At 54.1% G+C, this 24,979-nt stretch carries 30 protein-coding genes; 10 read left to right on the top strand and 20 right to left on the bottom strand.

Annotation, left to right across the window (positions count from 1 at the left end):
- Position 1: 1 nt before the first annotated feature.
- The 3 genes from IXC47_RS16060 to IXC47_RS16050 all read right to left on the bottom strand — a co-directional run bounded on the left by IXC47_RS16060 (position 2) and on the right by IXC47_RS16050 (position 1,803).
- Positions 2 to 934, bottom strand: coding sequence for a family 2A encapsulin nanocompartment shell protein (locus IXC47_RS16060; RefSeq protein WP_175626341.1), 933 nt, complete (start codon positions 932 to 934; stop codon positions 2 to 4).
- Between the two features lie 112 nt (positions 935 to 1,046).
- Positions 1,047 to 1,316 carry a helix-turn-helix domain-containing protein gene (locus tag IXC47_RS16055; protein ID WP_175626340.1) on the bottom strand — a complete coding sequence of 90 codons (270 nt, stop codon included), beginning with the start codon at positions 1,314 to 1,316 and terminating at the stop codon, positions 1,047 to 1,049.
- Positions 1,317 to 1,335: 19 nt separating this feature from the next.
- The gene (locus IXC47_RS16050) at positions 1,336 to 1,803 is read right to left on the bottom strand and encodes a rhodanese-like domain-containing protein (protein WP_195876307.1); all 468 of its coding nucleotides are present in this window, start codon (positions 1,801 to 1,803) and stop codon (positions 1,336 to 1,338) included.
- A 387-nt stretch (positions 1,804 to 2,190) separates the two neighbouring features.
- Between IXC47_RS16050 and IXC47_RS16045 the strand changes: the two genes are divergently transcribed.
- A complete protein-coding gene (locus IXC47_RS16045) occupies positions 2,191 to 2,721 on the top strand; it encodes an outer membrane lipoprotein (protein ID WP_195876306.1) in 531 nt (176 codons plus the stop codon).
- Positions 2,722 to 2,989: 268 nt separating this feature from the next.
- Entirely contained in the window at positions 2,990 to 3,688 is a 699-nt protein-coding gene (locus IXC47_RS16040; RefSeq protein ID WP_175626337.1) for a GntR family transcriptional regulator, read from the top strand.
- A 66-nt stretch (positions 3,689 to 3,754) separates the two neighbouring features.
- Here the strand turns inward: IXC47_RS16040 and IXC47_RS16035 are convergent, their stop codons facing one another.
- From IXC47_RS16035 to IXC47_RS15995, 9 genes are all read right to left on the bottom strand, one after another.
- Positions 3,755 to 5,350: a gamma-glutamyltransferase family protein gene (locus IXC47_RS16035; RefSeq protein ID WP_195876305.1), complete on the bottom strand. Its 1,596-nt coding sequence runs from the start codon at positions 5,348 to 5,350 to the stop codon at positions 3,755 to 3,757.
- Positions 5,351 to 5,457: 107 nt separating this feature from the next.
- Positions 5,458 to 6,783, bottom strand: coding sequence for an oxalate/formate MFS antiporter (oxlT, locus tag IXC47_RS16030; RefSeq protein ID WP_195876304.1), 1,326 nt, complete (start codon positions 6,781 to 6,783; stop codon positions 5,458 to 5,460).
- A 457-nt stretch (positions 6,784 to 7,240) separates the two neighbouring features.
- Positions 7,241 to 7,933 carry an aquaporin Z gene (aqpZ, locus tag IXC47_RS16025; RefSeq protein ID WP_195876303.1) on the bottom strand — a complete coding sequence of 231 codons (693 nt, stop codon included), beginning with the start codon at positions 7,931 to 7,933 and terminating at the stop codon, positions 7,241 to 7,243.
- A 247-nt stretch (positions 7,934 to 8,180) separates the two neighbouring features.
- Positions 8,181 to 8,906, bottom strand: coding sequence for an ABC transporter ATP-binding protein (locus IXC47_RS16020; RefSeq protein WP_195876302.1), 726 nt, complete (start codon positions 8,904 to 8,906; stop codon positions 8,181 to 8,183).
- Positions 8,906 to 9,676: an ABC transporter ATP-binding protein gene (locus IXC47_RS16015; RefSeq protein WP_195876301.1), complete on the bottom strand. Its 771-nt coding sequence runs from the start codon at positions 9,674 to 9,676 to the stop codon at positions 8,906 to 8,908. The genes IXC47_RS16020 and IXC47_RS16015 overlap by 1 nt, the downstream gene beginning before the upstream one ends.
- A 10-nt stretch (positions 9,677 to 9,686) precedes the next feature.
- Complete coding sequence (locus tag IXC47_RS16010) at positions 9,687 to 10,901, bottom strand: ABC transporter permease subunit (protein ID WP_175626331.1); 1,215 nt, start codon at positions 10,899 to 10,901, stop codon at positions 9,687 to 9,689.
- Positions 10,902 to 10,910: 9 nt separating this feature from the next.
- Entirely contained in the window at positions 10,911 to 11,840 is a 930-nt protein-coding gene (locus tag IXC47_RS16005; RefSeq protein WP_175626330.1) for a branched-chain amino acid ABC transporter permease, read from the bottom strand.
- 352 nt (positions 11,841 to 12,192) lie between these two features.
- Positions 12,193 to 13,122, bottom strand: a complete 930-nt coding sequence (gene ispH / locus IXC47_RS16000) for a 4-hydroxy-3-methylbut-2-enyl diphosphate reductase (RefSeq protein ID WP_175626329.1) — start codon at positions 13,120 to 13,122, stop codon at positions 12,193 to 12,195.
- A gap of 82 nt (positions 13,123 to 13,204) precedes the next feature.
- Entirely contained in the window at positions 13,205 to 13,660 is a 456-nt protein-coding gene (locus tag IXC47_RS15995) for an FKBP-type peptidyl-prolyl cis-trans isomerase (protein WP_175626328.1), read from the bottom strand.
- 103 nt (positions 13,661 to 13,763) lie between these two features.
- Between IXC47_RS15995 and radC the strand changes: the two genes are divergently transcribed.
- From radC to bluB, 4 genes are all read left to right on the top strand, one after another.
- Positions 13,764 to 14,438: a RadC family protein gene (radC, locus tag IXC47_RS15990; RefSeq protein ID WP_195876300.1), complete on the top strand. Its 675-nt coding sequence runs from the start codon at positions 13,764 to 13,766 to the stop codon at positions 14,436 to 14,438.
- A gap of 233 nt (positions 14,439 to 14,671) precedes the next feature.
- Positions 14,672 to 14,908: a 50S ribosomal protein L28 gene (gene rpmB, locus IXC47_RS15985; protein WP_041296590.1), complete on the top strand. Its 237-nt coding sequence runs from the start codon at positions 14,672 to 14,674 to the stop codon at positions 14,906 to 14,908.
- 22 nt (positions 14,909 to 14,930) lie between these two features.
- The gene (gene rpmG / locus IXC47_RS15980) at positions 14,931 to 15,098 is read left to right on the top strand and encodes a 50S ribosomal protein L33 (protein ID WP_011871858.1); all 168 of its coding nucleotides are present in this window, start codon (positions 14,931 to 14,933) and stop codon (positions 15,096 to 15,098) included.
- 108 nt (positions 15,099 to 15,206) lie between these two features.
- Positions 15,207 to 15,851, top strand: a complete 645-nt coding sequence (gene bluB / locus IXC47_RS15975; RefSeq protein WP_195876299.1) for a 5,6-dimethylbenzimidazole synthase — start codon at positions 15,207 to 15,209, stop codon at positions 15,849 to 15,851.
- A gap of 6 nt (positions 15,852 to 15,857) precedes the next feature.
- Here the strand turns inward: bluB and IXC47_RS15970 are convergent, their stop codons facing one another.
- The 7 genes from IXC47_RS15970 to mdcA are packed head-to-tail and all read right to left on the bottom strand — an operon-like array spanning position 15,858 to position 21,997.
- Positions 15,858 to 16,805 (bottom strand): ACP S-malonyltransferase, encoded by a 948-nt coding sequence (locus tag IXC47_RS15970; RefSeq protein ID WP_195876298.1) that lies wholly within the window; start codon positions 16,803 to 16,805, stop codon positions 15,858 to 15,860.
- A gap of 29 nt (positions 16,806 to 16,834) precedes the next feature.
- Entirely contained in the window at positions 16,835 to 17,746 is a 912-nt protein-coding gene (gene mdcB, locus IXC47_RS15965) for a triphosphoribosyl-dephospho-CoA synthase MdcB (RefSeq protein ID WP_195876297.1), read from the bottom strand.
- Complete coding sequence (gene mdcG / locus IXC47_RS15960) at positions 17,743 to 18,414, bottom strand: malonate decarboxylase holo-[acyl-carrier-protein] synthase (protein ID WP_195876296.1); 672 nt, start codon at positions 18,412 to 18,414, stop codon at positions 17,743 to 17,745. The genes mdcB and mdcG overlap by 4 nt, the downstream gene beginning before the upstream one ends.
- Positions 18,398 to 19,114: a biotin-independent malonate decarboxylase subunit gamma gene (locus IXC47_RS15955; RefSeq protein ID WP_195876295.1), complete on the bottom strand. Its 717-nt coding sequence runs from the start codon at positions 19,112 to 19,114 to the stop codon at positions 18,398 to 18,400. The genes mdcG and IXC47_RS15955 overlap by 17 nt, the downstream gene beginning before the upstream one ends.
- Positions 19,111 to 20,010 carry a biotin-independent malonate decarboxylase subunit beta gene (locus IXC47_RS15950; protein WP_195876294.1) on the bottom strand — a complete coding sequence of 300 codons (900 nt, stop codon included), beginning with the start codon at positions 20,008 to 20,010 and terminating at the stop codon, positions 19,111 to 19,113. Before IXC47_RS15950 ends, IXC47_RS15955 begins: the two co-directional genes overlap by 4 nt.
- Positions 20,007 to 20,321, bottom strand: a complete 315-nt coding sequence (mdcC, locus tag IXC47_RS15945) for a malonate decarboxylase acyl carrier protein (protein ID WP_175626320.1) — start codon at positions 20,319 to 20,321, stop codon at positions 20,007 to 20,009. Before mdcC ends, IXC47_RS15950 begins: the two co-directional genes overlap by 4 nt.
- An 8-nt stretch (positions 20,322 to 20,329) precedes the next feature.
- Complete coding sequence (gene mdcA / locus IXC47_RS15940) at positions 20,330 to 21,997, bottom strand: malonate decarboxylase subunit alpha (RefSeq protein WP_195876293.1); 1,668 nt, start codon at positions 21,995 to 21,997, stop codon at positions 20,330 to 20,332.
- Between the two features lie 191 nt (positions 21,998 to 22,188).
- Between mdcA and IXC47_RS15935 the strand changes: the two genes are divergently transcribed.
- The 4 genes from IXC47_RS15935 to IXC47_RS15920 all read left to right on the top strand — a co-directional run bounded on the left by IXC47_RS15935 (position 22,189) and on the right by IXC47_RS15920 (position 24,283).
- A complete protein-coding gene (locus IXC47_RS15935; RefSeq protein WP_195876292.1) occupies positions 22,189 to 22,860 on the top strand; it encodes a GntR family transcriptional regulator in 672 nt (223 codons plus the stop codon).
- A gap of 135 nt (positions 22,861 to 22,995) precedes the next feature.
- Entirely contained in the window at positions 22,996 to 23,451 is a 456-nt protein-coding gene (locus tag IXC47_RS15930; protein WP_195876291.1) for an NUDIX hydrolase, read from the top strand.
- Entirely contained in the window at positions 23,444 to 23,995 is a 552-nt protein-coding gene (locus IXC47_RS15925) for a GNAT family N-acetyltransferase (RefSeq protein ID WP_195876290.1), read from the top strand. Before IXC47_RS15930 ends, IXC47_RS15925 begins: the two co-directional genes overlap by 8 nt.
- Before the next feature lie 15 nt (positions 23,996 to 24,010).
- Positions 24,011 to 24,283 (top strand): hypothetical protein, encoded by a 273-nt coding sequence (locus tag IXC47_RS15920; protein ID WP_195876289.1) that lies wholly within the window; start codon positions 24,011 to 24,013, stop codon positions 24,281 to 24,283.
- A gap of 52 nt (positions 24,284 to 24,335) precedes the next feature.
- Here the strand turns inward: IXC47_RS15920 and IXC47_RS15915 are convergent.
- On the bottom strand, positions 24,336 to 24,979 hold a 644-nt coding region (locus IXC47_RS15915; RefSeq protein ID WP_326838421.1), incomplete at its 5' end, for a DUF6680 family protein.

Genomic DNA, 24,979 nt, shown 5'->3' with positions numbered 1-24,979 from the left:
CTTAGCGGTAGGTGTCCGGATAGTCGTGGTATTTATTAATTTCCACATCATCCAATACGGCCAGCGCATCAGGTGTCAACACCGCCAGAGAGCAGTACAAGGAGATCAGGTAAGAAGCGATGGCCTGGCCGTTGATACCCATGAAGCGTACCGACAAGCCCGGGCTTTGTTCGCCCGGCAAACCAGGCTGGAACAAACCAACCACGCCCTGGCGTTTATCGCCTACGCGCAGCAGGATAATTTTGCTCTTGCCATCCGCGACCGGCACTTTGTCCGAGGGGATCAGCGGGACGCCGCGCCATGTGATGAATTGTGAACCGAACAGGCTGACTGTCGGTGGAGGTGTGCCGCGACGCGTCGCTTCGCGACCAAAGGCGGCAATCGTCAATGGATGCGCAAGGAAAAATGCAGGCTCTTTCCAGACTTTGGTCAGCAATTCATCCAGGTCATCCGGCGTCGGTGCGCCAGTCAACGGGAAGATGCGCTGCTCATCCGTTACTTGCGCCAGCAGGCCGTAGTCTGGATTGTTGATGAGTTCGCTTTCCTGATTTTCCTTGATGGTTTCTATGGTCAGGCGCAGTTGTTCCTTGATCTGGTCGTGCGGACTGCTGTACAGATCGGAGACACGGGTATGCACGTCGAGGATGGTGCTGACGGCATTCAGATAATGTTCGCGAGGTGCCTCTTCGTAATCGACGAAGGTACGCGGCAACTGGTTTTCTTCTTCACGCGAGGTGCAGGTTACTTTGATCGACTCAGGATTTTTAACCTGGTTCACACGATAGATACCTGCTTCAACCGGCACCCATTGCAGCAAATGCGTCAGCCAGCGTGGCGAGATGATCGATAACTGCGGAACGGTTTTGGTTGCATTCGCTAACTGGCGCGCTGCATTGTCGCCCAACGCCACTTGTGATGAAGAAGTATCTGCCATGAGAATTTCCGATAATTAGAGATGAATAAGGAGTGATGCAAAAGTAAGAGTTAGACGTAACAGTGAAACCGCACGACTCAGGCGCTGAGTGTCGGCGGGATTCGACCTGGCCTCAACATGCTATAGCCGCCAAGTTGAGTTTGTAGACCGCCTGCAAGCCGCTGATGCGTTCGCAATGCAGCAGCAAATCGGATACTTTCAGGCCGAGCGCACTGGCCAGTTTGTCCAGCGTGATCAGTGATGGTATTGTTTTGCCGCGCTCGACTTCACCGACATAGGAACGATTCAATTGCGCTTTTTCTGCCAGCGCTTCCTGCGACCAGCCATGGGCTTCACGCAATTGCCGCACCGCCAGACCCAATGACACACACAACTTGCTCATCGTGTACCGAGTCAGGCAATCAAGCTTGTACCCACGGTAGCTGGTGATAGCGCCAGCCATCACTGCCACCACGATGCTGCTGCTCATCCAGCTCACCTTCAAAACCTTCGAGCACATTGAAGACCTGGGTGAAGCCTGCTTTCTGTGCAGCTTCTGCTGCCAGCGCTGAACGTTTGCCGCTGCGGCACAGCAACAGTACGGTTTTATCCTTGCCGGTTTTGGCTTCGAGTTCGCGCACGAAGCGCGGGTTGCGTGTCAGGCTGGTACCGGTGGCCCATGCCACGTGGACGCTGTCAGGCACATAACCGACAAAGGCACGTTCTTCCGCGGTACGCACATCTACCAGCACGGCTTTGCCGCTGGAAAAAAGCTGCCATGCGAGTTGCGGCGACACGCCGTCTTTAGACAACAGTTCGGAAACCGGTGCTAAACCATCCTCTTTTTCATATGTGTGGGCTGCGGCTGCAGATTGGAGCGATACACTCATTTCGTTTTCCTTTGCTTGACTGCTTACAGCCATCATTGATGGCCGTATCTGAATTCGTGCAATCAGAATATAAGAAAGCAAATACGCGACAAACGAATAAAAACGCGCTTGATTATGAGAATTTCGCTGCGGTGATTTGGTGCGATGACACGACTTGAATGAAATGATGACAAGCGTCTACAGGCAGCAGCCATACATTATTTGTTACAAATAAGCGCATCCATTTACACAGTTTCAGTAGCACTTTCACCCCGGAATGAGGTCTACTGAAGCAATCGGGATTTACAGGTAGGACGCAGCGCGTAAGGTAATTCAACAAAGGGCCAGCGCCATATTTAATTCCCGACTAATATTGTCCTTTAGTACAGAATTACCCTTGGAGTCATCATGAAAACAAATAAAACAGCCATCGTCCTCGCCATCCTTGCCACCACCGTGCTCGGCGGCTGTACGACCTACTACCCTAACGATAACGTGCGCCAATATCCGGCTTATCCGCAAGCGACTTACCCGGCGCAGGGTTACCCGGCTGCAAGCTATCCGCAACAACAATATCCGAATCAGGGCTACAACCAGGGCTATTACAAAGGCACTGGCATCGTCGACTCGATCCAGCCTATGCAAGTCCGCAGTGAAGGCAGCGGCGGCGGTGCGCTGGCCGGTGGTGCCATCGGCGGCGTCCTGGGTAACCAGGTCGGCAAAGGAGGTGGTCGCGCAGTGGCAACTGCGGCGGGCCTGATAGGCGGCGCCCTGCTGGGTAACCAGATAGAACGTAATAGCACACCAGCACAGCAGTATTTCCAGGTAAATGTCCGTCTTGATAACGGCGGTTTCCAGACCTTCAACCTGCAAAATCCGAATGGCCTGCAAGTCGGCGAACGCGTCCATATCGAAAACAACCAGATTTACCGCTACTAAGCACCTCCTTCCCAAGGAAAAAGCCCGTTTCATGCAAATGAAGCGGGCTTTTTGTATGGCCGGACCATTTTCGCAGTGCAGTGCCAGGAATGCTCTTCCGGGGCAAACAAAGAAAATTGGAATTACTGGCAGGACGAATCGTATAATTCGCACAACCCGGCATGCAAAATGCTTCAATCCCCGCGTAAGCGCGGCATGGAATAAGCCTTTGCGGCGCGCTTTAGAATACTGATTTACTTCGAATATTCGCTATTTCAAAGGTTGAGCAATGATCACGGAAGAACAAGTAAAAGCCTTACAGTCCGAGATGGAGGGGAACGGGGAGAACCAGGCGCAAATGGCCTACCGCATCCTGGAAGAGATGATCGTGACGCTGAAGCTGCCGCCGGGCAGCAAGATTTCCGAAAAAGCGCTGAACCGCTCGCTCGGTTTTGGCCGCACGCCCTTGCGCGAAGCCTTGCAGCGCCTCGCCATCGAAGGCAACGTAAAGATCCTGCCACGTTCCGGCGTCATCGTTTCCGATATCGACCTGTCCGATCAGTTGAACATGATAGAAGTGCGGCGCGAACTGGAAAAAATCATCGCGGGACGCGCAGCACGTCTGGCGATGGAAGACCAGCGCGAAGTCTTCCTGAAACTGGCGGACGAATTCGACCGTGCGGCCCGGCAAAATGACGGCAATGTCTTTATCGAAACAGACCGTGAATTCAATTCGCTTTGCATAGAGACTGCGCAAAACAAATACGTATCGTATGCGATAGGCCCGATAGAAGCGCAAACGCGCCGCTTCTGGTATTTGCACTTCAAACGCTTCGGCGACCTGCAACGCGTATCGCAATTACACGCGGGTATCGCGCGTGCGATTGCTGCCAACGATGAAGCTGGCGCGCGTGATGCGTCGGACAAGCTGATCGATTACGTCGAAGAGTACACACGTAAAACCCTGCAATTTATGGGTGGGCTGTAAGCGCAACGCCCATAAAAAAAGCGCAGGCTGAGCAATCAGCCTGCGCTTTTTTACATGACAGTCAGCTTAGAAACCGGCAGCAGTACCATTGCTGCGTGGATCGAAACCACCGGCAAAGATGCCGTCTGCGTCACGCACGATGGCAGCAGCGTGACCTACCATTTCATCGAACTCGCCGATCACATCGACTTCATGGCCGAGCTTGCGCAAGCCATCGATGATTTCCGGTGCGAAGCGGCTTTCCAGCTTGAGTGAATCCGAGCTCTGGCCCCAGGTCCGGCCCAGCAACCAGCGCGGTGCGGTAATCGCCTGCTGCACTGCCTGCCCGAACACTGCGTAACGGGTGAATACCGCTGCCTGTGTTTGCGGCTGTCCATCGCCACCCATGGTGCCGTACACCATGGTGCGACCATCCTTCAAACGTGCTAGTGCAGGATTGAGCGTATGGAAAGGCTTCTTGCCCGGTGCCAGTACGTTCAGGTGCTGCGGATCCAGCGAGAATGAGCAACCACGGTTTTGCCAGTTGATACCGGTACGAGGCAGAACCACACCGCTGCCGAACTCGTGATAGATACTCTGGATGAAGGAAACCGCACGTCCTTCGCCATCAATCACACCCATCCAGATTGTATCGCCTGGCCCTTTACCCTGGCCCCATGGCAAGGCTCTATCGAGGCGAACCTTGGCAACGTAAGGTGCGAGGAATTCATCGGTCAAGATGCTTTGCGGATCAATGGTCATGTACGCCGGATCAATCACATAACGGTCACGGATGGCAAACGCCTGCTTGGTCGCTTCCACCACCAGGTGGATGTATTCCAGGCTGTCTTCCTTGTACTGGCCGATATTCAGGCGGTCGAGGATACCGATGATCGCCAGTGAGATCACACCTTGTGTAGGCGGCGCGGTATTGTAGACATCGCCGAGGCTATGCTTGAGATGCATAGGCACGCCGGTGCGTGCGTGATAGCTATTCAAATCCTGCAAGGTGATCGGGCAACCTACTTCTGCCAGATCAGCTGCGATTTCTTTTGCCAGCTCGCCACGATAGAAACTATCCAGGCCTTGTTCCGCCAGCGTACGCAAGGTTTTGCCCATGCGTTTTTGCACGAAGCGGCTGCCTGCTGCAGGTGCCTTGCCATCGACCAGGAAGGTATCGGCAAAGCCGGGCTGATTCACCAGTTCCGGCAGCTTGACGGAAGTGCTCGCATATTGCGATGGCGTGACCGGAATGCCTTGTTCTGCGTAATGAATCGCATCACCCAGCAAGCGGTTCAAAGCCAGTTTACCGCCCCAGCCTGCGCTGATGTTCAATGCTTCCTGCCAGCCACCGACTGTGCCTGCCATGGTATTTGCTGCTACCGGGCCACGCATAGGAATCGTGTCCAGCTTGCGTTCTTTGTAATAATCCAGCGAGACGCCCGCGCCAACTACGCCGCAAGCCTCAATCGCTACCACCGGTTTGCCCGGTTCCGACACCACCCAGAAACCGTCACCGCCTATGCCGTTCATGTGGGGATAAACAACTGCAATCGTCGACGCTGCCGCGACCATCGCTTCAATGGCGTTACCGCCATCCTGCAAGACTGATAGTGCTGCCTGTGCAGCCAATGAGTGCGGCGCAACTGCCATGCCACGTGTTGCGTGGGTAGTATTGAGCATAAAAACCTTCTGAATCGATAAATAAAAACAGCATTGCCCGGCGAACTCCGGGCAATCCCTAAACGTTTTTCCGGAACCGATACCACCCTGGTTCCGGAAAACCGGTATTACTTCAACGCAGTCGCAGGAGCAGCTGCGCTATTCATTTCCATTTCCTGTGGCGTATTGGCCAGGAACTTGCGACGCATAGGCTTGAGGATGATCAAGGCCAGGAAAGCTGTCATGAAATCCATACCGATCACCGTCATAAACACTGGTGTCCACGAACCGGTTGCTTCATGCATCATCGCAGCCAGCGGGCCGCCCAGCACCGAACCCACACCTTGCGCCATATACAGGAAACCATAGTTGGTGGTCGCATGTTTGGTGCCAAATGTGTCCGTCAGGATAGACGGGAACAGCGAGAAAATTTCACCCCAGCCAAAAAATACAACACCCGACAGCAACACAAACAACACCGGATTATCCGTAGTCATCAACCACAAGGTCATCGCCACACCTTCCATACCGAAGGCGATAAACATGGTGTTTTCACGACCGATGCGATCCGATACCCAACCGAAGAACGGACGGGTCAAGCCATTCGCAAAACGGTCGATCGTCAACGCCAGCGGCAAGGCAGCCATACCGAATACCATCGCGTCGTGCACACCGAAGTCTTTGGCAAACGCACCCATTTGCGAGATCACCATCAAGCCCGAAGTCGACATCATGGTCATCATGATGAACATCAGCCAGAACACTGGTTTCTTCAACATCTGGCTCGATTTATAGCTGTACTTGGATTCCTTGTTCGCATCGCTGGCTTTGTGACGCACGGCCAGCTCCACAACTTCATCTGCTTTCGGACGACGCATACCTTGCGCCGCCAGGAAGCCCACCACACCGATGATCAGACCAAAGGTCATCAGGGTGCTGGAAACACCGGAGCTCTTGATGCTGCTGGAAATCGCAAAGGTCGTCATGATCGCGCCAAAGCCATAACCCGCTGCCACCATACCAACCGCAAAGCCGCGTTTCTCAGGGAACCACTGCACCATCAGGCCGATGACGCCGACATAAATAATGCCGGTACCGACGCCGCCCAACAGGCCATAGCTAAAGTACAAACCCCAGACGCTGGTCGCCGAAGCAGCCAGCACCCAGCTCAAAGCCGTCAGAATCGCGCCAGCCGACAGCAACATACGCGGACCGAACTTGTCGATCAGAAAACCCTGGAACGGCGACAGGAAGGTCTGCGCCACGATCAGGATCGCGAAAGTGACCTGCACTTCAGTCAACGACGCATTGAGCAAAGTCGTCAACTCGGTCGTAAACAAAGCCCATACATACTGCGGACTCGAGATGGCCATCATGGCGACTACGCCAAAACAAAGCTGCCACCACCTGGTGCTGCTCGACAAACTCGAGCTGGTTGTGCTGATGCGATTCATAAATATCTCCGATGTAGTTATAGAACTTCTTGGCCCTTCAAATTCGCATGTCTATCACTGACATGTCAGATTCAGGCGTAAGGTAAGCCCCATAAAAACATTTGTCAAGGGTTGAAAAATAACGATCAAACTGCTTAGCAGCGAACCTGCATAAATTTACTGATCATTCCCCTTTAAGCAATCTTGGTGCCAGTTATCAAAAATATGCAGAAAGATGCAGTAACCGATGAGTGCCATGTCACTTGCAACAAATAAGATAGGCAACAATTTGGAAGACGTAACCTGCCTGCCATTGCCAGGACGCATCTTTTCCGTGCGCCCATCCGTGGCACGCAAAGCAAATGCACAAAAAAAGAGCGCTTCTAAGCCGAAGCGCTCCTAAATGGCAATCTGTACACCCCAAAGAGGGATGCTGGTTTAATTCGATACCGACCAGATGCAAACGGCCGGATTATCTTCAGGCAGGCTGCTCGTCACCTATCCAGCGATAGATCAGCGCGCCCAACACAGCACCTATGATGGGAGCAACCCAGAACAACCAGAGCTGACCGAGCGCCCAGTCACCCACGTAGAGTGCAACACCGGTACTGCGCGCCGGATTAACCGAAGTATTGGTAACCGGGATTGAAATCAGGTGGATCAGGGTAAGTGCGAGGCCGATAGGAATCGGAGCGAAACCTGTTGGCGCACGCTTGTCCGTCGCGCCCAGGATCACCAGCAGGAAGAACATCGTCATCACCACTTCGCACACCAGTGCTGCCAGCAACGAGTACTTGCCCGGTGAATGCTCGCCGTAGCCATTGGAAGCAAAGCCCTGCGCGACGTCAAAACCGGCAGCGCCACTGGCAATCACGTAGAGCACACCACCCGCGACGATGCCACCCAGCACTTGCGCAACGATATAGGGAAGCAGTTGATTGGCCGGGAAGCGTCCGCCTGCCCACAGGCCGATGGAAACTGCCGGATTCAGATGACAGCCAGAGATATGGCCGATCGCAAAAGCCATGGTCAGCACAGTCAGGCCAAAGGCGGCGGCTACGCCCAGCAAGCCTATACCGACATGGGGAAAGGCTGCGGCCAGTACCGCACTACCGCAACCACCCAATACCAGCCAAAAGGTTCCGAAGAACTCCGCACCGTATCGTTTCATGACGACTCCCTAATCAAAATAATGAAGCAGGATGATGAGATCAGTACGGCTGCTTTTAGCCAGGTTTTTGCCTGATCAGATCATCGATATCTCAGCAGGAAATTTAAACATGTTTACGGATTTCGATTTCTAAGCAATTGTGATTTTTGTAGCCGGACAGCCACTGCGCAGGCACAGTTAGCATGCGTTAATACGCACTGGCTGTGCCTTATATTAGGAAGAAAAACTGAAAAGCGTAAGGCCGAAATCAGGCTTCGCCCAGATACGCGGCCTTGACCTTGGGGTCGTTGAGCATTTGCTGTGCATCGCCCTGCATGGTCACCAGACCAGATTCCATCACATACGCACGATTCGCTGCCTGCAAGGCCAGCTTGGCGTTTTGCTCGACCAGAAGAATGGTGATGCCTTGTGCGGATACGGTACGGATGACTTCAAAGATCTTCTCGACCATGATCGGTGACAAACCCATAGACGGTTCATCCAGCAATAGCAGCTCCGGATGGCTCATCAAGGCACGCGCCATCGCCAGCATTTGCTGCTCGCCACCGGACAAGGTACCGGCCATTTGCGTGGCACGCTCCTTCAGGCGCGGGAATACGCCGTACCAGCGCTCTATATCCGCTGCTATGCCATCCTTGTCATCACGCGTGAACGCACCCATCAGCAGGTTTTCCTGGATAGACATGCGCGTGAATACACCACGTCCTTCCGGCACCATCGCCAGTCGTTTGCGTACCAGTTCAAACGAATGCAAACCCTTGATCGGATGACCGGCGTATTCGATATGCCCTTCCACGCGGCAGTTCGGCAAGGTGCCGGTGATGGCCTTCAGCGTCGTGGTCTTGCCCGCGCCGTTTGCACCGATCAGCGTGATCATCTCACCTTTACGAACTTCGAGGTCTACGCCTTTGACGGCTTCGATGCCGCCATAGGCAACCTTGAGTCCGCTAATTTTCAGTACGGTATCCGCCATCAGTGCGAACCTCCCAGATATGCTTCAATCACGGCCGGATTTTTTTGCACCTCAGCCGGTACACCCTCTGCAATCGGCTTGCCATAATCCAGCACCGTGATGCGGTCGCACAAACCCATCATCAGTTTGACGTCATGTTCGATCAGCAAAATGGTTTTACCTTCGGCCTTGATCTTGACCAGCAAATCACGCAAGCCCAGCTTCTCGGTTGCATTCATGCCTGCAGCAGGTTCATCCAGCGCCAGCAATTGCGGATCGGTCGCCAGCGCACGTGCAATTTCGAGACGACGCTGGTCGCCATACGATAAATTGCGCGCCGTGCGTTCAGCGAATTGCCCGATGCCGACAAACTCCAGCAACTCCATCGCACGCTGCCGTATCTCCGCTTCTTCACGACGCGCCGCCTTGTGATGAAACACGGCACCGAACAAGCCCTGATGTGTGCGCACATGGCGTCCTATCATGACGTTTTCAAGCGCGGTCATTTCACCAAACAGGCGTATGTTTTGAAAGGTACGGGCGATACCGGCCTTGGCAACCTTGTGTGGCGCGGACGGTGAGTACGGTTTGCCCGCCAGTTCGAAGCTGCCAGTGTCGGCCTGATACAGGCCAGTGATCACGTTAAAGAAAGTGGTTTTACCGGCACCGTTAGGCCCGATCAAACCATAGATCTGGCCTTGCAGGATCTTGATGTTGACGTCTGACAATGCCTGCAAACCACCGAAGCGTTTGCTGACACCAGCGATATTTAAAATAATTTGTTCGTTCATGGCACCCTCTTTAAACCGCCACGACATCGGTGGATTTCTTCGCGGTATCGTTATCCGCGGTAGGCCTATCTTCGCTCTTGGGAGAAGGCCACAAACCGGCAGGACGATACAGCATGATCAAAACCATCGCCAGGCCATACAACAACTGGCGCAAGACTTCGGCATCGATCAGCACCTCACCGAACAAGCTCTTCTGCAGCGGTTCGACCACATGGCGCAGAACTTCAGGCAAAGCGGCGAGGATGATGCCGCCCAATACCACGCCCGGAATATGTCCCATGCCGCCCAACACCACCATCGCCAGTACCGCTATCGATTCTGTCAGAGAGAAGGACTCAGGCGAAACAAAGCCCTGGAAGGCTGCGAACATTGCACCAGCCACACCACCAAACGATGCCCCCATCGCAAAGGCCAGCAACTTCACGTTACGCGTATTGATGCCCATCGCCTTGGCGGCGATTTCATCTTCGCGGATCGCCACGAAGGCGCGACCCAGGCGTGAATTCTGCAGACGCACCGAGATGAAAATAATCGCGATACACAGGAATAGAAACAGAAAGTAATAGGCATTCACCGAAGGCATCGCGTAATCGCCTATCATCACCGTCGCACGCGAACCTGCTTCGCCATTGAGCGAGACGCCGAAGATGCGAATCGGGTCGATCATGTTGATCCCTTGCGGACCATTGGTGATATTCACCGGACCGTTCAGGTTATTCATGAAGATACGGATGATTTCACCGAAGCCCAGCGTCACGATCGCGAGATAGTCACCACGCAGCTTCAGCGTAGGCGCACCCAGCAAGGCACCAAAGAAACCAGCAACCAGCGCCGCCAGCGGCACGATCGCCCACAGTGACAGATGGATACCGTTCTGCGCAATCTCGGGGCCGAATACCCACAGCAAGGCTTCACCTATCGGCGGGTATTGATTAACGAAGGATTCGAGCACGACCGCGAACTGCGGCGACGCCAGCAACGCAGTCAGGTAAGCACCGATCGCATAGAAAGCGATATAGCCCAGATCGAGCAGACCGGCAAAGCCGACAACAACGTTCAGACCCAGCGCCAGCATGATGTAGAGCAGCGCAAAGTCCATGATGCGTACCCACGAGTTACCGAAGTTCTGCGCAATGAAGGGGAAGATTAGCGCAATCGCGAGTATTACCAGCAAACCGGTATAGGCTTTGCGCGGATTGTTTTTGGTATCGAAATAATTTGCCATATGCCCTCCTTACGCGCGGTCAGGCACACGTTCGCCCATGATGCCGGACGGTCGCAGCGTAAGCACGATAATCAGAACCACGAAGGCAAAGATATCCTGATAGTGGCTGCCGAGGAAGCCACCAGTCAGGTCGCCAATATAACCAGCGCCCAGGCTTTCTATCAGGCCGAGCAGGATGCCGCCCAGCATCGCACCATAGATATTGCCGATGCCGCCCAGTACCGCTGCCGAGAATGCTTTCAAGCCCGGCACAAAACCCATCGCGAATTGCGCCGATGAATAGTTGGCGGCCCACATCACGCCAGCGATCGCCGCCAGCACGGCGCCTATCGCAAAGGTCATCACAATCACGCGATTGGAATCCACGCCCATCAAGCCAGCAACGCGCGGGTTTTCAGAAGTCGCACGCATGGCCCGGCCCATCTTGGTTTTTTCGATCAATAAGACCAGCAAGCCCATCGCCACCGCCGCCAGGATCAGCAACATGACCTGGGTCGGCGAAATCAGCGCGCCCATGATATGCAACGGCTCGGTCGGCATTTCCTGCGGGAATGGAATCGGGCTACGTCCCCAGATCATCATGGCCAGCGTCTGCAGCAGGATGGAGACACCGATCGCGGTAATCAGCGGCGCCAGACGTGGCGCATTACGCAAACGTCTGTAAGCAACGCGTTCGATCAACACATTCACCGCGACACAAACCGGGATTGCACCGAGGATGGCGATAATCAGTTTGACGATACCGGGCAGGTCCGGTGCCACGGTATTGAGCATCTTCAGGATGGTCAGTCCTGCCATCGCACCGACCATCAGCACATCACCATGCGCAAAATTGATCAGGTTGAGTACGCCATACACCATCGTGTAGCCGAGTGCGACCAGCGCATACATGCTGCCCAGCACCAGGCCATTAATAATTTGCTGGATGAAAATATCCATGTTTTGACTACTCTCTTAAAGGATGGTGTTCCATCGTTTGCGACTACCGGACACTGTGCCAGCCCGCTCTAACCAAATAGCCGTCGCAAAAATCATTCCAGATAAAACAAAAACGGCACCCTGATTCAAATCGAAGGTGCCGCGCGGTATACAGCTGTTTATTCGGAAGGACGAATGATGATCGTCATGATCGGTGAAATTAGGGCAGGAATCATCATCTTATTGTCTCCGGTTCGTCTCTGGATAAACGTTTGCAGCTGGCTGCAAACGATGAAGAAGCTGGCGGCGATTATACCGAATGCCCGGCCGCCATCATCCAATTTATCCGCAGATGCTAAAGACAAATCAGTAATTAACGCTTCAAGCCCTTGGGCAACGGGAAGGTCACGTTTTCTTCCACGCCTTCCAGTGTACGCACGCTTTGCGCGCCACACTCTTTCAGGCGGTCAATCACAGCCTGCACCAGTACTTCCGGCGCCGAAGCACCGGCGGTCAGGCCAATGCGGCGCTTGCCACGTACCCAGTCCGGATCGATTTGCGATGCATTGTCGACCATGTAAGCCGGGACGCCGCGCTTCTCGGCGACTTCACGCAGACGGTTGGAGTTGGAGCTGTTCGGGCTACCGACCACCAGCACCATGTCCACCTGCGGCGCCATGAACTTCACGGCTTCCTGACGGTTGGTGGTGGCATAGCAAATGTCTGCCTTCTTCGGTTCCGAGATGTTCGGGAAACGCTCCTTCAATGCAGCAATCACATCAGCCGTATCGTCTATCGACAAGGTGGTTTGCGTGACATAGGAGATCATGTCCGGATTGCGCACCTGCAACTTTTCTACATCTTCAACAGTTTCCACCAGATGCATACCGTCTTCGATCTGGCCCATGGTGCCTTCGACTTCAGGATGACCGTCGTGGCCAATCATGATGATTTCGCGACCATCACGACGCATTTTTTCCACTTCTATATGAACCTTGGTCACCAGCGGGCAAGTCGCATCGAATACGCGCAGGCCGCGCTTCTCGGCTTCTGCCTGCACTGCCTTGGATACGCCATGCGCGGAAAAAACGACGGTATTGCCAGCTGGCACATCATCCAGCTCTTCAATAAAGATCGCGCCCTTGTTGCGCAGATCGGTCACCACATAAGCGTTATGCACAATCTCGTGGCGCACATAAATCGGCGCACCGAACTCAGTCAGTGCACGCTCCACGATTTCAATCGCACGATCAACACCTGCGCAAAAACCGCGGGGCTGAGCCAGTAAAATTTCGGTATCCATCTTTATCCTTTGATGCCCCGGTCTTTGCACCTGCAAGGACCGGTTAATAATCGCATGCCCATATCGGACTTAACGACTCACTTTATAGTATGCCTATGATCTTCACTTCAAACTGCAGCGTTTGTCCTGCCAGCGGATGATTGAAATCGAACAAGGCGGTTTCTTCATCGATATCACGCAAGACCCCGGCAAACTTGCCACCGCTGGGCGCTGCAAACTCAACCAAGTCGCCGATCACATAATCGTCACCCGGCAAGGAATTCTTATCCAGCACGTTGCGCGACAGGCGCTGCAGCAATTCCGGATTGCGCGGGCCAAAAGCACGTTCCGGCGGCAAATCAAATGTCTGGTGGGTGCCTTCCGGCAAACCCAGCAGGCAGGCTTCGAGGAACGGTGCCAGTTGTCCCTGCCCCAATTGCAAGGTCGCCGGGTTTTCTGCAAAGGTACTGACGATATCCTCCCCCTCGCTGGAAGCAAGGCGGTAGTGCAAAGTCAGGTATGCAGTTTCCGTAACGACAGGCTGTGATTGCTTAGACATGGGAAAAATCCGGGTTACGCGACTAGCGCTATTTTAAGCCACCTTGCGCATTCCGACCCTCTGATAATTGAAATCCCATATTCCTTTCCAGATGGAGGCAATTTTGGCAATTACAGACTGGCCTGAGCAAGACCGACCAAGGGAGCGCCTGATCAGGCACGGCGCGGCTATCTTATCGGACGCAGAGCTTTTGGCGATCTTCCTGCGACTAGGCGTAGCCGGTAAAAGTGCCGTCGATCTCGCACGCGACATGCTCTGGCACTTCGGCTCGCTGCATGAACTGTTTTCCGCCAGCATGACCGACTTTTGCAAGCTAAACGGGCTGGGTCCGGCCAAGTACGCTCAGTTGCAAGCAGTACTGGAACTCACCCGTCGTGCGCTGAGTGAAGAATTGCAAATCGGCATTGCATTGAATTCGCCGCAATCCGTGAAGAAATATCTGCAGCTCCTCCTGGGCAGCAAGAAACATGAAGCCTTTGTCGTTCTCTTCCTCGACGTCAAGAATCGCCTGATCGCCTGCGAAGAATTATTCCGTGGCACCCTCACCCACACCAGTGTCTATCCGCGCGAAATCGTGAAAGAGGCGCTTACGCATAACGCCGCCAGTGTGCTGCTGGCGCACAACCATCCATCCGGCTCACCCGAACCCAGCCTTGCCGACCACAGCCTCACGCAAGCCCTGAAACAGGCGCTGGCCCTGATAGACGTACGGGTCCTCGATCATTTCGTCATTGGTGGTAAAAACATCTACTCTTTTGCCGAACATGGACAGCTATAAACCTGGCTACTGAACATCATAGGCAGCCAAACAGCCTCCCCGCCACAACCCGCTGACCCTCTGTAAACCCGCATTTCCCAGAGGTGACATGACTTGTTACTTGCCCACTCTCAAATTGTTAAATATTGAGAATACACAAAGACACAATTATTTCACGCAAGTCATTGAATAAATGCGAATTTTTGGCTATACTCTCGTTTTTTCCAATTCCGGAAATCTTTAGGAGCACAAATATGGCACGTGTCTGCCAAGTCACTGGGAAGGGGCCGATGGTCGGCAACAATGTTTCCCATGCAAACAACAAAACGAAACGTCGTTTTTTGCCTAACTTGCAAAATCGCCGTATTTTCGTTGAGTCCGAGAATCGCTGGGTTTCCCTGCGTCTGTCCAACGCCGGTTTGCGTGTAATCGACAAAATCGGCATCGATGCTGTTTTGGCTGATATGCGCGCTCGTGGCGAAAAAGTCTAACTAGCAGAATAAAGGAATTATCATGGCGAAATCAGGCCGCGACAAAATCAAGCTGGAATCGACCGCAGGCACGGGTCACTTCTACACCACGACTAAAAACAAGCGTACAACTCCGGAAAAAATGTCGATCATCAAGTTCGACCCAAAAGTTCGTAAGCACGTTGAATACAAAGAAACCAAGATCAAGTAATCGATCTTATGTTTCGCAGAAAAGCCGCTTCCATGAAGCGGCTTTTTTTATTCCCCGCGCGGCCATCCCCGGTTAAGCTAAGGGCAGACCCGGCACTCCAGAGAAGATATGAATCCCAACAAGTTTTCCGATGCAGAGATTGCATCCGTCTACAAAGCGATACGCGAACGGCGTGACATGCGTCACTTCCTGCCGACGCCGCTGGAAGCAGGACAACTGGAGCGTTTCATCCAGGCGGCGCACATGGCACCCAGCGTCGGCCTGATGCAACCCTGGCGTTTCATACGCATCACGGACACAGAATTACGCCGCGCCATACAGCAGCATGTGGAAACCGAACGCCTGGCCACGGCAGATGCGCTCGAACAACGTTCACATGAATTCATGCGCCTGAAAGTGGAAGGCATTTTGTCCTGCGCCGAAGTGCTGGTCGTCGGCCTGACCGATCATCGCGAGAAATACATCTTTGGCCGCCGCACCATGCCGGAGATGGACCTGGCTTCTGCCAGTTGCGCGATACAGAATATGTGGCTGGCAGCGCGAGCTGAAGGGATCGCCATGGGCTGGGTATCGCTGTTCGATCCGGAAACATTGCGCCAATTGTGCAAGATGCCGGAAGGCAGTCAGCCTATCGCCATTTTGTGCCTGGGTCACACGGCGGAATTTTATCCGGCACCTATGCTGGAAATCGAAGCCTGGGATAAGCGCAAGGCGCTCGCCGATATATGTTTTGAAAATTCCTGGGGTGATTAAGCCGACTCATGCATCAGCATATTGCTCGACCCATTTCCTGATCCCTGACAAAGAACGAAACTCCGCGACAGAACGACATTGAATATGTGGATGACGTGTCTTCAGCATACGCGCCAACGCAGCGCCCGGCCCCAGTTCCAGAGCCATCGTCACTCCGGCTTCTTCCAGGCTATCCATCACTGCCTGCCAGCGTATAGGCTCAGCCAGCTGGCGCGACAAATTACCGGCCGCGGCATTTTTATCCAGCAAGCGTGCACCGGAAATGCCTGCCAGCACCGGAAACAACGGAGCCTTGATGCCACTACTTGCAATTGCGGTCTCAAATGCTTGCACTGCAGCCTGCATCCACGGAGTATGTGATGCGATCTCTATCGGCAGGCGCGTGACCTTGCCGCCTGCATTGCTAATCGCCGCTTCCAGCGCATCAGCCTGTTTCAGCAAACCACCGGCAATTACCGCATCGTCAGCAACCTCGATCGCCATGTAAAAACCGTGTGCGTCCAGCAAAGGCTGGATCTCCGACATTTGTACCAGAGATTGCGAGAGAGAGATTGCCAGCATGACTTGCGGATGATCTGCAGCGATGCATCCCTGCAGCAAGTTCGCACGCAAGGCGGCCAGCCTGATCGCTTCTTCGGCGCTGAGCGCACCGGCCACTGCCCAAGACGCCAACTCGCCTATGCTGTAGCCAGCGACGACGACAGGTTTGGGGATAATGTTTTTGACTGCTTCCCAGGTAGCGAGAATGGAGGCGACAACCAGCGGTTGTGCGATCGGGTTGGCGAACAAAAGTTTTTCATCCGCCAGGATTTCCTGCAAAGGATGCAAGCATAGCTCTTCCAGCGGCCATGCTTGCAGCAATTGCGCGACACGCACATCTTCGCGCGCGAGATCGAACATACCGGCATGCTGGCCTGCCTGGCCGGAACACAAAATAGCGACGCGATTCATCATGGGAACCCAGTATACAAACCCGGCTATCGCTATACAACCGTATCCGTGAGTTGATACACCAGCCAGCTCGCAGCCAGCATATCCGCTGCGCCACCGGGTGACAGATTCCGGTCGACGAATAAGCGATGACAGGCCAGTGCCGTGCTGCGCCAGTCCGGATGCCCAGTGCCCCCCAATTGCATGAAGTCCTGTGCAGCCAGGCGAACCAGTGCGGCCCCCGCTCTGCCGCCGCGATGATAAATATTGGTATCCGTCATTTGCGCCATCAGTGCGAACAAGGCGTCGACTTGCGCATCCGATGCATCACGTCCCCGCCGCAATGATTGCAGCAATTGCGGCAAGCCGATTTCAAAGACAGCAGGAAAGGCTTGCGCACCCTCGCTGCGTGCACCACTGACTGCATACAAGTGAGTCACCCGTATGCCATTGGAGAGTTTGGCGACCGAGGGACTAGCATGATCATGCAAGGCCACGCCCCACTGCTGCCGGATCACATACCGCAAATTTTCAGGTGTCAGCACGACAGCCTGCGCATGGCAGTATCCTGCTGCCGCACATAGCATGCCGAGCGAAAAGATCGCACCTCTATGCGTATTGATGCCACCGGTCGCGGCCAGCATACGACGCTCCGCTTGCAAGCCCAAGTCTTTCAAACCGTCAAAAGTCACTGCCTCACTACCCGCATGCGCCATGTCCCTGAAGTAATGTCGTAAGGAAAACAGACTGCGCATAAATAAGTCCGCATCCATATCACTATGGCTGCCATTGTCTATAGTCGAAACCAGACCCGGTTTTGGATACAGCACCAGTTCTGCATGCAGGCTGCGTATCGCGCATATCGCCGTCTGCCAGCAAAAATTGCGCAGCGACGGGCTGACGGACTCGACTATTTGCGTGGCAGAGCCGTAGACACTTGATCTTGGTAAAGCTGAACGTTTCACGATAGCTCTTCCAGTCCGGACAACAAAGCTGACACATCCAGCAAACTCACGGTACGCATACTCTTCACCATGACTTTCACCTTATCGGGGCTCTTGACCGCTGCTGCCCATTCCTTCCACGCCACCGCATGTCCGGACGGGAAAACGATTTCACCATCCAGTGGCAGACTTTGCGCGTACTTCGTCAGCAGGTGCAAACCTTGCTGCAATTGTGCATGGGTAGACGGATAGAACAGGACGTCGATATCAGATGTCGCCGTCAGGTAAGGTAAACCCGTCATTGCCTGCAAAGCGAGTGAACCATACAAACGAAACTCCAGTTGCGCAGTGATCAACTCATGCGACAAGGCTGTGAACGCTGGCAGCCATACAACAGGCAAGGCGCTGGCTGCATTTGCAAACAGCAAGGGAGCTTCATGACGCGCAATATCAGCCGGATGTACCGACAAGGGTATCCGTATCTTCTTGCCGCCGTGTGCCGCCGGCGGCAGTGCCAAACCCACGGCTATGGTCTCAACTTCATGCCCGACGTCACTGCGACGCACGACCAGCGGCCAATCATTTTCTGCCCAGTGTTGCAAGTCGGACAGATGCACAGCATCCACCGCAGCACATGCGTGCTGCCAGCCTTTGCTGCTCAACCAGATCCGGTTATGTCGGTAAAACATCGCGCTCTCCCAGCACGAACTGGGTGACTGCTAATGACATCTTGCGTCCGCCCCGTTCCAGACCGCGCGCGCTGCGATGATCGATGCTGTCGGCCTGCTGTAGTGCCCGCACCAGGCAAGACTCCAGATCACCTTGCCAGATCGCTTCCACCCCACCCATGTTCAGGTAATTCTCTGCGCCCGGCGCAAACACCGGATTGGCTACTGCCAGCTCGGTCAGGCGTTCCAGCGGCACCTTGGTAATACGCGCCATCGCCGCCAGTCCCATCACGCGTATCTCTGCTTCCGGCAGCGCATAGCACGCATCCGCCATCAAGCCGCTGGTGATGAAACCACCCGACAGCGCCTGGTCATACACCAGGCCTATTACTTTGTGGCCACGTCTGCGTGCAACGTCTATACACTTGCCCAAATGCGCCATATAACGATTGATGCCCAGCATCTCATCGCGATAACGCAGGCGCTGGCCCTGGGTATCCACCAAGATCACCAATGGCCGTCCTGGGAAATTGCGCATGGTGTCGAGAATGGCATTCGCCTGAGCCAAAGCAATCTCAACACCGATAGGTGTATGTCCGGTCGTACCGATAACAGCAACAGTCTGTTCGCCTACCTTGGCAGTACCGCGCAAGAAGTAATCGCGCTCAACGATGTCATGCCCTTGCGGGAAGAGTTGTGATGCGAGTGTCTGCCATTTCATTGCTGTTCTCCCGCGCGCTTGCCCGCAACTTTCTGCATGAAGGCTGGTGCTTCCAGCATGGGCAGGATCTCAGGCTCAGTCACCCCCAGGCGCGACCAGATATCCATAGGCTCAGAGAAATTGCCAAAGTCTTGCAAGCGATGAGTCAGCAAACTGTGTTCAGCTTCAAGGTCTTCCAAAGTTAATTCTGCCGACGTTTTTTGATAACGCAGCAAGGTATCCAATGCGGCCTGGCGGAAAGCGCCGATATCGTCCGGCAAAACCGCGCTGCAATCACCCAGCAAATATCTATGCTTGCCGCCGGTAGTGCGCCATACCAAAGCACGATCACGTGAATCAAACTCTTCAACACCGTGTGTGGTTTCTATCACTTCCGGCCCCGACATCGCCAGCCTGCCCTCTTCCGACATCAGGATGTCATTCGCACAGCAAGCAACAATGCCCATGCCGCCGAAACAACCGTTGGCGCCCCCGACCAGTACGATCACCGGAATATTCGCGGCGCGCGTATCCAGTACGGCACGCATGACTTCAGAGACAGCAATCAGACCGGCATTCGCTTCATGCAAACGTACGCCACCGGTTTCCAGCAACAGGATCACGCCATCCACACCTTCAGCCACAGCACGCTTCAGCAAGCCCACCAGTTTTGCACCATGCACCTCGCCCACTGCGCCGCCCATGAAGCCGCCTTCCTGCGCTGCGGCCAATACTTTACGTCCCTGCAAAGTACCGCGACCGATAACGATGCCGTCATCAAATGAGGCCGGTGTATCCAGCTGCGCCAGATGCGGACTGACGATGTGCAAGCTGGGCGGCAGGATTTCTTCAAACGATGCTGCATCCAGCAATGTGTGTATGCGCTGACGTGCATTCGCTTCCAGATAACTAATCATGCTGACGCTCCCATTACCGATTCCACCGCCTGATCCAGACGCAGGCTGACCACCGCCGGAGTTGCGCCCGCATCGTTGATCAGTATGCGTACATCCTGCAGCGACCAGCGCGCATCAAAGTCGGAAATCACCGCCTGCCAGATCGCACCGAAACCGACCGCTGCCGTTTTGATTTCAACTTCACAGCCACCATTCAGGTCCGCTGATTCGATCAACACTTCCAGATTGCCGGAGCTGACAACGCCCACCATATTGGCTTGCGATGTCAGGCGCTTGCGGCCTTTTTCAAAACGAAAATTCAAAGTTTCCATATCCAGTCCTACCAGTTTCTGAAACGCTTGGGTGGCGCGTACAAACCACCGGATGCGCGTACCAGGTCTTTCATATTCTTGGCCGCGAGCAAATCACGGGTCGCCATGCGCTTGTCTATGCCCATATCTTCAGCACGCAGGATGACGCCACGATCGCGCAGGTTTTCCACCATCTTGCGATCACGCGCCATGCCGACTGCGGTATAGCCAGCGACGCCACGTATGGCTTGTTCGCGTTCTTCTTCGCTCCGGCACAACAACAGATTGGCGATGCCTTCTTCGGTCAGGATGTGCGTGACATCGTCGCCGTAAATCATGACCGGCGGGATATCCAGCTTGGCTTGTTCGGCCAGTTGCCATGCATCGAGTTCTTCGACGAATGCCGGTTGCATATGCTCGCGGAAGGTCTCGACCATTTGCACCACCAACTTTTGTCCGCGCGGCATTTTCTTCTTGCCTTGCTGCGCTTGCTGCCCAGCCTTCAGCCACGCGGGGCTGGAATGACGGCGGCCACGCGCATCGGAACCCATATTCGGCGCACCACCAAAACCAGCGATGCGTCCCAGCGTCGCAGTCGATGAATTACCCTGCAAATCTATCTGCAAGGTGGAACCGATAAACATATCGCACGCATAGTGTCCGGCCACCTGGCACATCGCACGATTGCTGCGCATGGAACCGTCACGTCCGACAAAGAACACATCCGGACGCGATTCGATATAACGCTCCATGCCCAGCTCGGAACCAAAGGAATGCACTGATTCGACAAAGCCCGCTTCGATTGCAGGGATCAGCGCCGGATGCGGATTCAACGCCCAGTTGCGCCCTATCTTGCCGCGCAATCCCAACGACTCGGCATAGGTCGGCAGGATCAGTTCGATCGCTGCAGTATCGAAACCGATGCCGTGATTGATGCGCTCCACACCGTACTCGGCATAGATGCCCTTGATCGCCATCATCGCCATCAGAACCTGCACTTCAGAAATCAATGCAGGATCGCGTGTGAACAAAGGTTCGATGTAATGCGGTGTCGGTGCCTGCACTACGAAATCCACCCAGTCCGCAGGTACGTCCACGCGTGGTAACACATCAACGATTTCATTGACTTGTGCAATCACGATGCCGTTCTTGAACGCAGTTGCTTCGACGATGGCAGGTGTGTCTTCGGTATTCGGCCCGGTATATAAATTCCCGTGACGATCCGCTGCCTGTGCTGCGATCAAAGCCACACGCGGCGTCAGGTCGATGAAGTAACGACCAAACAATTCCAGATAAGTATGGATCGCGCCGATATTGATTTTCCCGGCGGCTACCAGACGCGCGAGTTGCGCGCCTTGTGGTCCGGAGAAAGAGAAGTCCAGCTTGGAGGCGATGCCCTTCTCGAACAGATCCAGATGTTCGGGTAAGGCCAGCACCGACTGCAACATGTGCAGGTCATGTACCTGCGCCGGATCCAGCTGGCACAAAGCAGCTGCGAGGAAATCAGCCTGCTTCTGGTTATTGCCTTCGAGGCAGACGCGGTCACCGGATTCGATCACGCTATGCAGCAACTCGACCATGCGCTCGGCCGGTACCAGCTTGCCACTGAGCGCGGCGCCCAGTTTTCCGGCGGCTCTTGCCAGTCGCGCATCGCGGTTCTTCTGGCGATGATCCCACTCGCGCTTACTACCTTGCATTTACGTTTCTCCCAACAAAGACGGACCTGTGATGTGATGCCATGTCTCTCCCGTAGTTACAATGGAGATATTTTTCAACTAAATGTTTTTATGGTTTATTCTTGTATACAAGATCGTACGATATGCATACATTGTCAAGCGTAAAATTGTACTCAAAACTACAAGATTAGATTGTGAGATACACAGAAAACATGACCGACACCACTCAAACGCGATCAGAAACCTTGCGTGAGCAAATCGAAGAAATGATTGCCGTCGGGACCCTCAAACCCGGGCAGCATCTCGACGAAACCGTGCTCGCCGAGAAATTCGGCGTATCCCGCACGCCTATACGCGAAGCCCTGATCCAGCTGGCTTCCATGGGCATCATCGTGATCCGTCCGCGCCGTGGTGCCATCGTGGCCGAGATCGGACCGCAGCAACTGATAGAAATGTTTGAAGTCATGGCGGAGCTGGAAGCCATGTGCGCCCGCCTGGCCGCCCGTCGTATGAGCCCTGCGGAACACGCTGTTTTGAAAGCGACCCATCTGGCCTGCAAGGAAGCCAGGGACGAAGCCGATTCCGACGCCTACTTTTACAAGAATGAAGAATTCCACCGGCAGATTTATATAGGCAGCAAGAATGCCTTCCTGGAGGAACAGGCACGCGTGCTGCAACGTCGCCTACGTCCTTACCGCCGCCTGCAATTGCGTGTGCGCAATCGCGTCACCGCTTCGTTCGACGAACATGGTGCGGTAGTCGACGCCATCATCGAAGGCAAAGGTGAACTCGCAGCCGAACTGCTGCGCCAGCACATCATGATCCAGGGTCAACGTTTCAGCGACCTGATCGCCTCCCTCGCTGAACTGGCCAGCGAAGCCTGATACCTGCAAAGCCGGACACATATACAATATGCGTCCGGCCGGGGGAACTTGCATCGCCTGCAAGCACGCACAGCCATCTGCCACTGCACACTCCCCTCAGCATTCCGTTTTTAATTTCTGACTACTCGTGTAACCGTGCGTTTACGCCCCGCCTCTCGCTTGCTGATTACCGATCCTGACGATCGCGTCCTGTTGTTCTACTTCGAACACAAGAAAGGCGCGTTGGCCGGACAAAGTTACTGGGCCACGCCTGGAGGTGGCGTCGAAGGCGACGAAAGCTTTGAAGCGGCAGCTATCCGGGAACTATGGGAAGAGACCGGAATACAAGTGACGGAAGTCGGACCGCAGATTGCCCAACGTCAGTTGATACTGCAACTGCCGAATGGCGAATACGTAAATGAAGACGAGCGCTACTTCCGTATCCGCGTCACGGACACGCAATTATCAAAAAGCGGCTGGACCGATACAGAAGTCGAGTGCATGACCGCACATCACTGGTGGTCACGCGCAGAACTGGAGCAAACCACAGAGCAAGTCTGGCCGGAAGGCCTGATAACCATGCTGCAGGCCAGCGACACTACAGATGCATAAGCTGAACATACGCGCGGCGCGGCATGACGACATAGACCGCATCATGGAACTGGAAGACGACGGTTTCCATCAACGCATACAGGAAGACAAAAGTGTGATGCTGGAACGCATGCAGCACTTCCCTGCCGGCTTCCTGGTACTGGTGAATGACAGTGACCTAGCGACCGGCTATCTGTGCTCGGAACTATGGGACAGCGACGGTAGCTTGCAGGAATCAGCTTTCGCACTGGGCCATGACATCAAAGACACGCATAGGTCCAACGGCAGCCAGCTCTACATTTCATCGATGACAGTTGCACGCGAATACCGTGGCAGCGGACTCGGCAAAAAATTCTTCCAGCAATCCGTGCACATGTTGCGCACGGAACTGGCGCAACTGCGCGGCTCCATCCTGCTACTGAGTGCCGAATGGACAGGAGCGCACAAGATCTACCAGGACAGCGGCTACACCGAAATCGCACGCCTCAAAGACTTCTTCGCTGCTATCGCAACGCATGACGCTGACGCCATCATCATGCAAACGCAATTCAGTGAACAGCGCTAAAACAGAAAGCACACTATGTACGCACTATTCGCGTGGGAAAACGGTCAGCAAAAAGGCGGTATCGGCGACTTGCTGACCATGGGGTCAGTCGATGAATGCCAAAAGACATTCCAAACCTTCGTCAGCGCACTCAGCAATCCGGCGACGGGCGAAATCATCGACATGTACACACTCAAAATCGTACTGCGTGCCAGCCTCATCGCCAGCAAAGATGCGCGTCTGCCGGACTGGATTGCTCCCAGCGGCTGGCTGATTGAATGGGTTAAGCCTCAGGCTGGAAACAAATAAAAGAAGCTGCCTCAGGAAGCGCATGTCCACATTTGAGCATGGAAACTAAAATCTAACTATTCTTGTTATCTCGAAGACTCGTTACCTCTATTGGCAATGAACGCTGCCCCGCTAATAGTTCAATTGTCTTTTTGCGTATCTCAGCTTGTTGAGCATCAATATCTGAGTGTATGCGAGGAGCATATGATGAATTTTTTATATGCGTTTTGTCAAAATCGTACTTAAGAACGATTGCCATTTTATGAAGCAATTCCACCAGTAAATCAACCCGCCGAGTCGCCCACTGATCTGCACTCAATTGGTCGTTATTAAGCAAGTCGTGATACGCCTTCCAAGCATCAATGACCTCTTTTTCTTTTCTTTTTTGTTTTTCAAATTCAAGATCAATACGATTCAGTGCTTCGACATGAGCCCAAGACACGTTGTATGCCCTAGTCGCCATAAGCGTTTTGAAAATGCTCAGTTTACGTCCTCGAACTTCATTTCGATCATCGAGAAAACGTGTTACCTGCACAGCAATAACTGGGCTTAGCAATGTTGCGGCGATAATGAGCCCGTCTGCAATTGTGTGAATCGCCCCGGCTTTACTAGACACATCTGAGCCTATAAATTTATAGGTTAACGGAGGTGTTATGAGTGCAAAGCGATATACAGAAGAATTCAAGATTGAAGCAGTCAAACAGGTCACAGAACGAG

The organism is Herminiimonas contaminans (assembly GCF_015645465.1).
GTDB lineage: Bacteria > Pseudomonadota > Gammaproteobacteria > Burkholderiales > Burkholderiaceae_D > Oxalicibacterium > Oxalicibacterium contaminans.
Note: the sequence above shows the minus strand (reverse complement) of the source record. Positions and strands in the feature narration are given on the sequence as shown.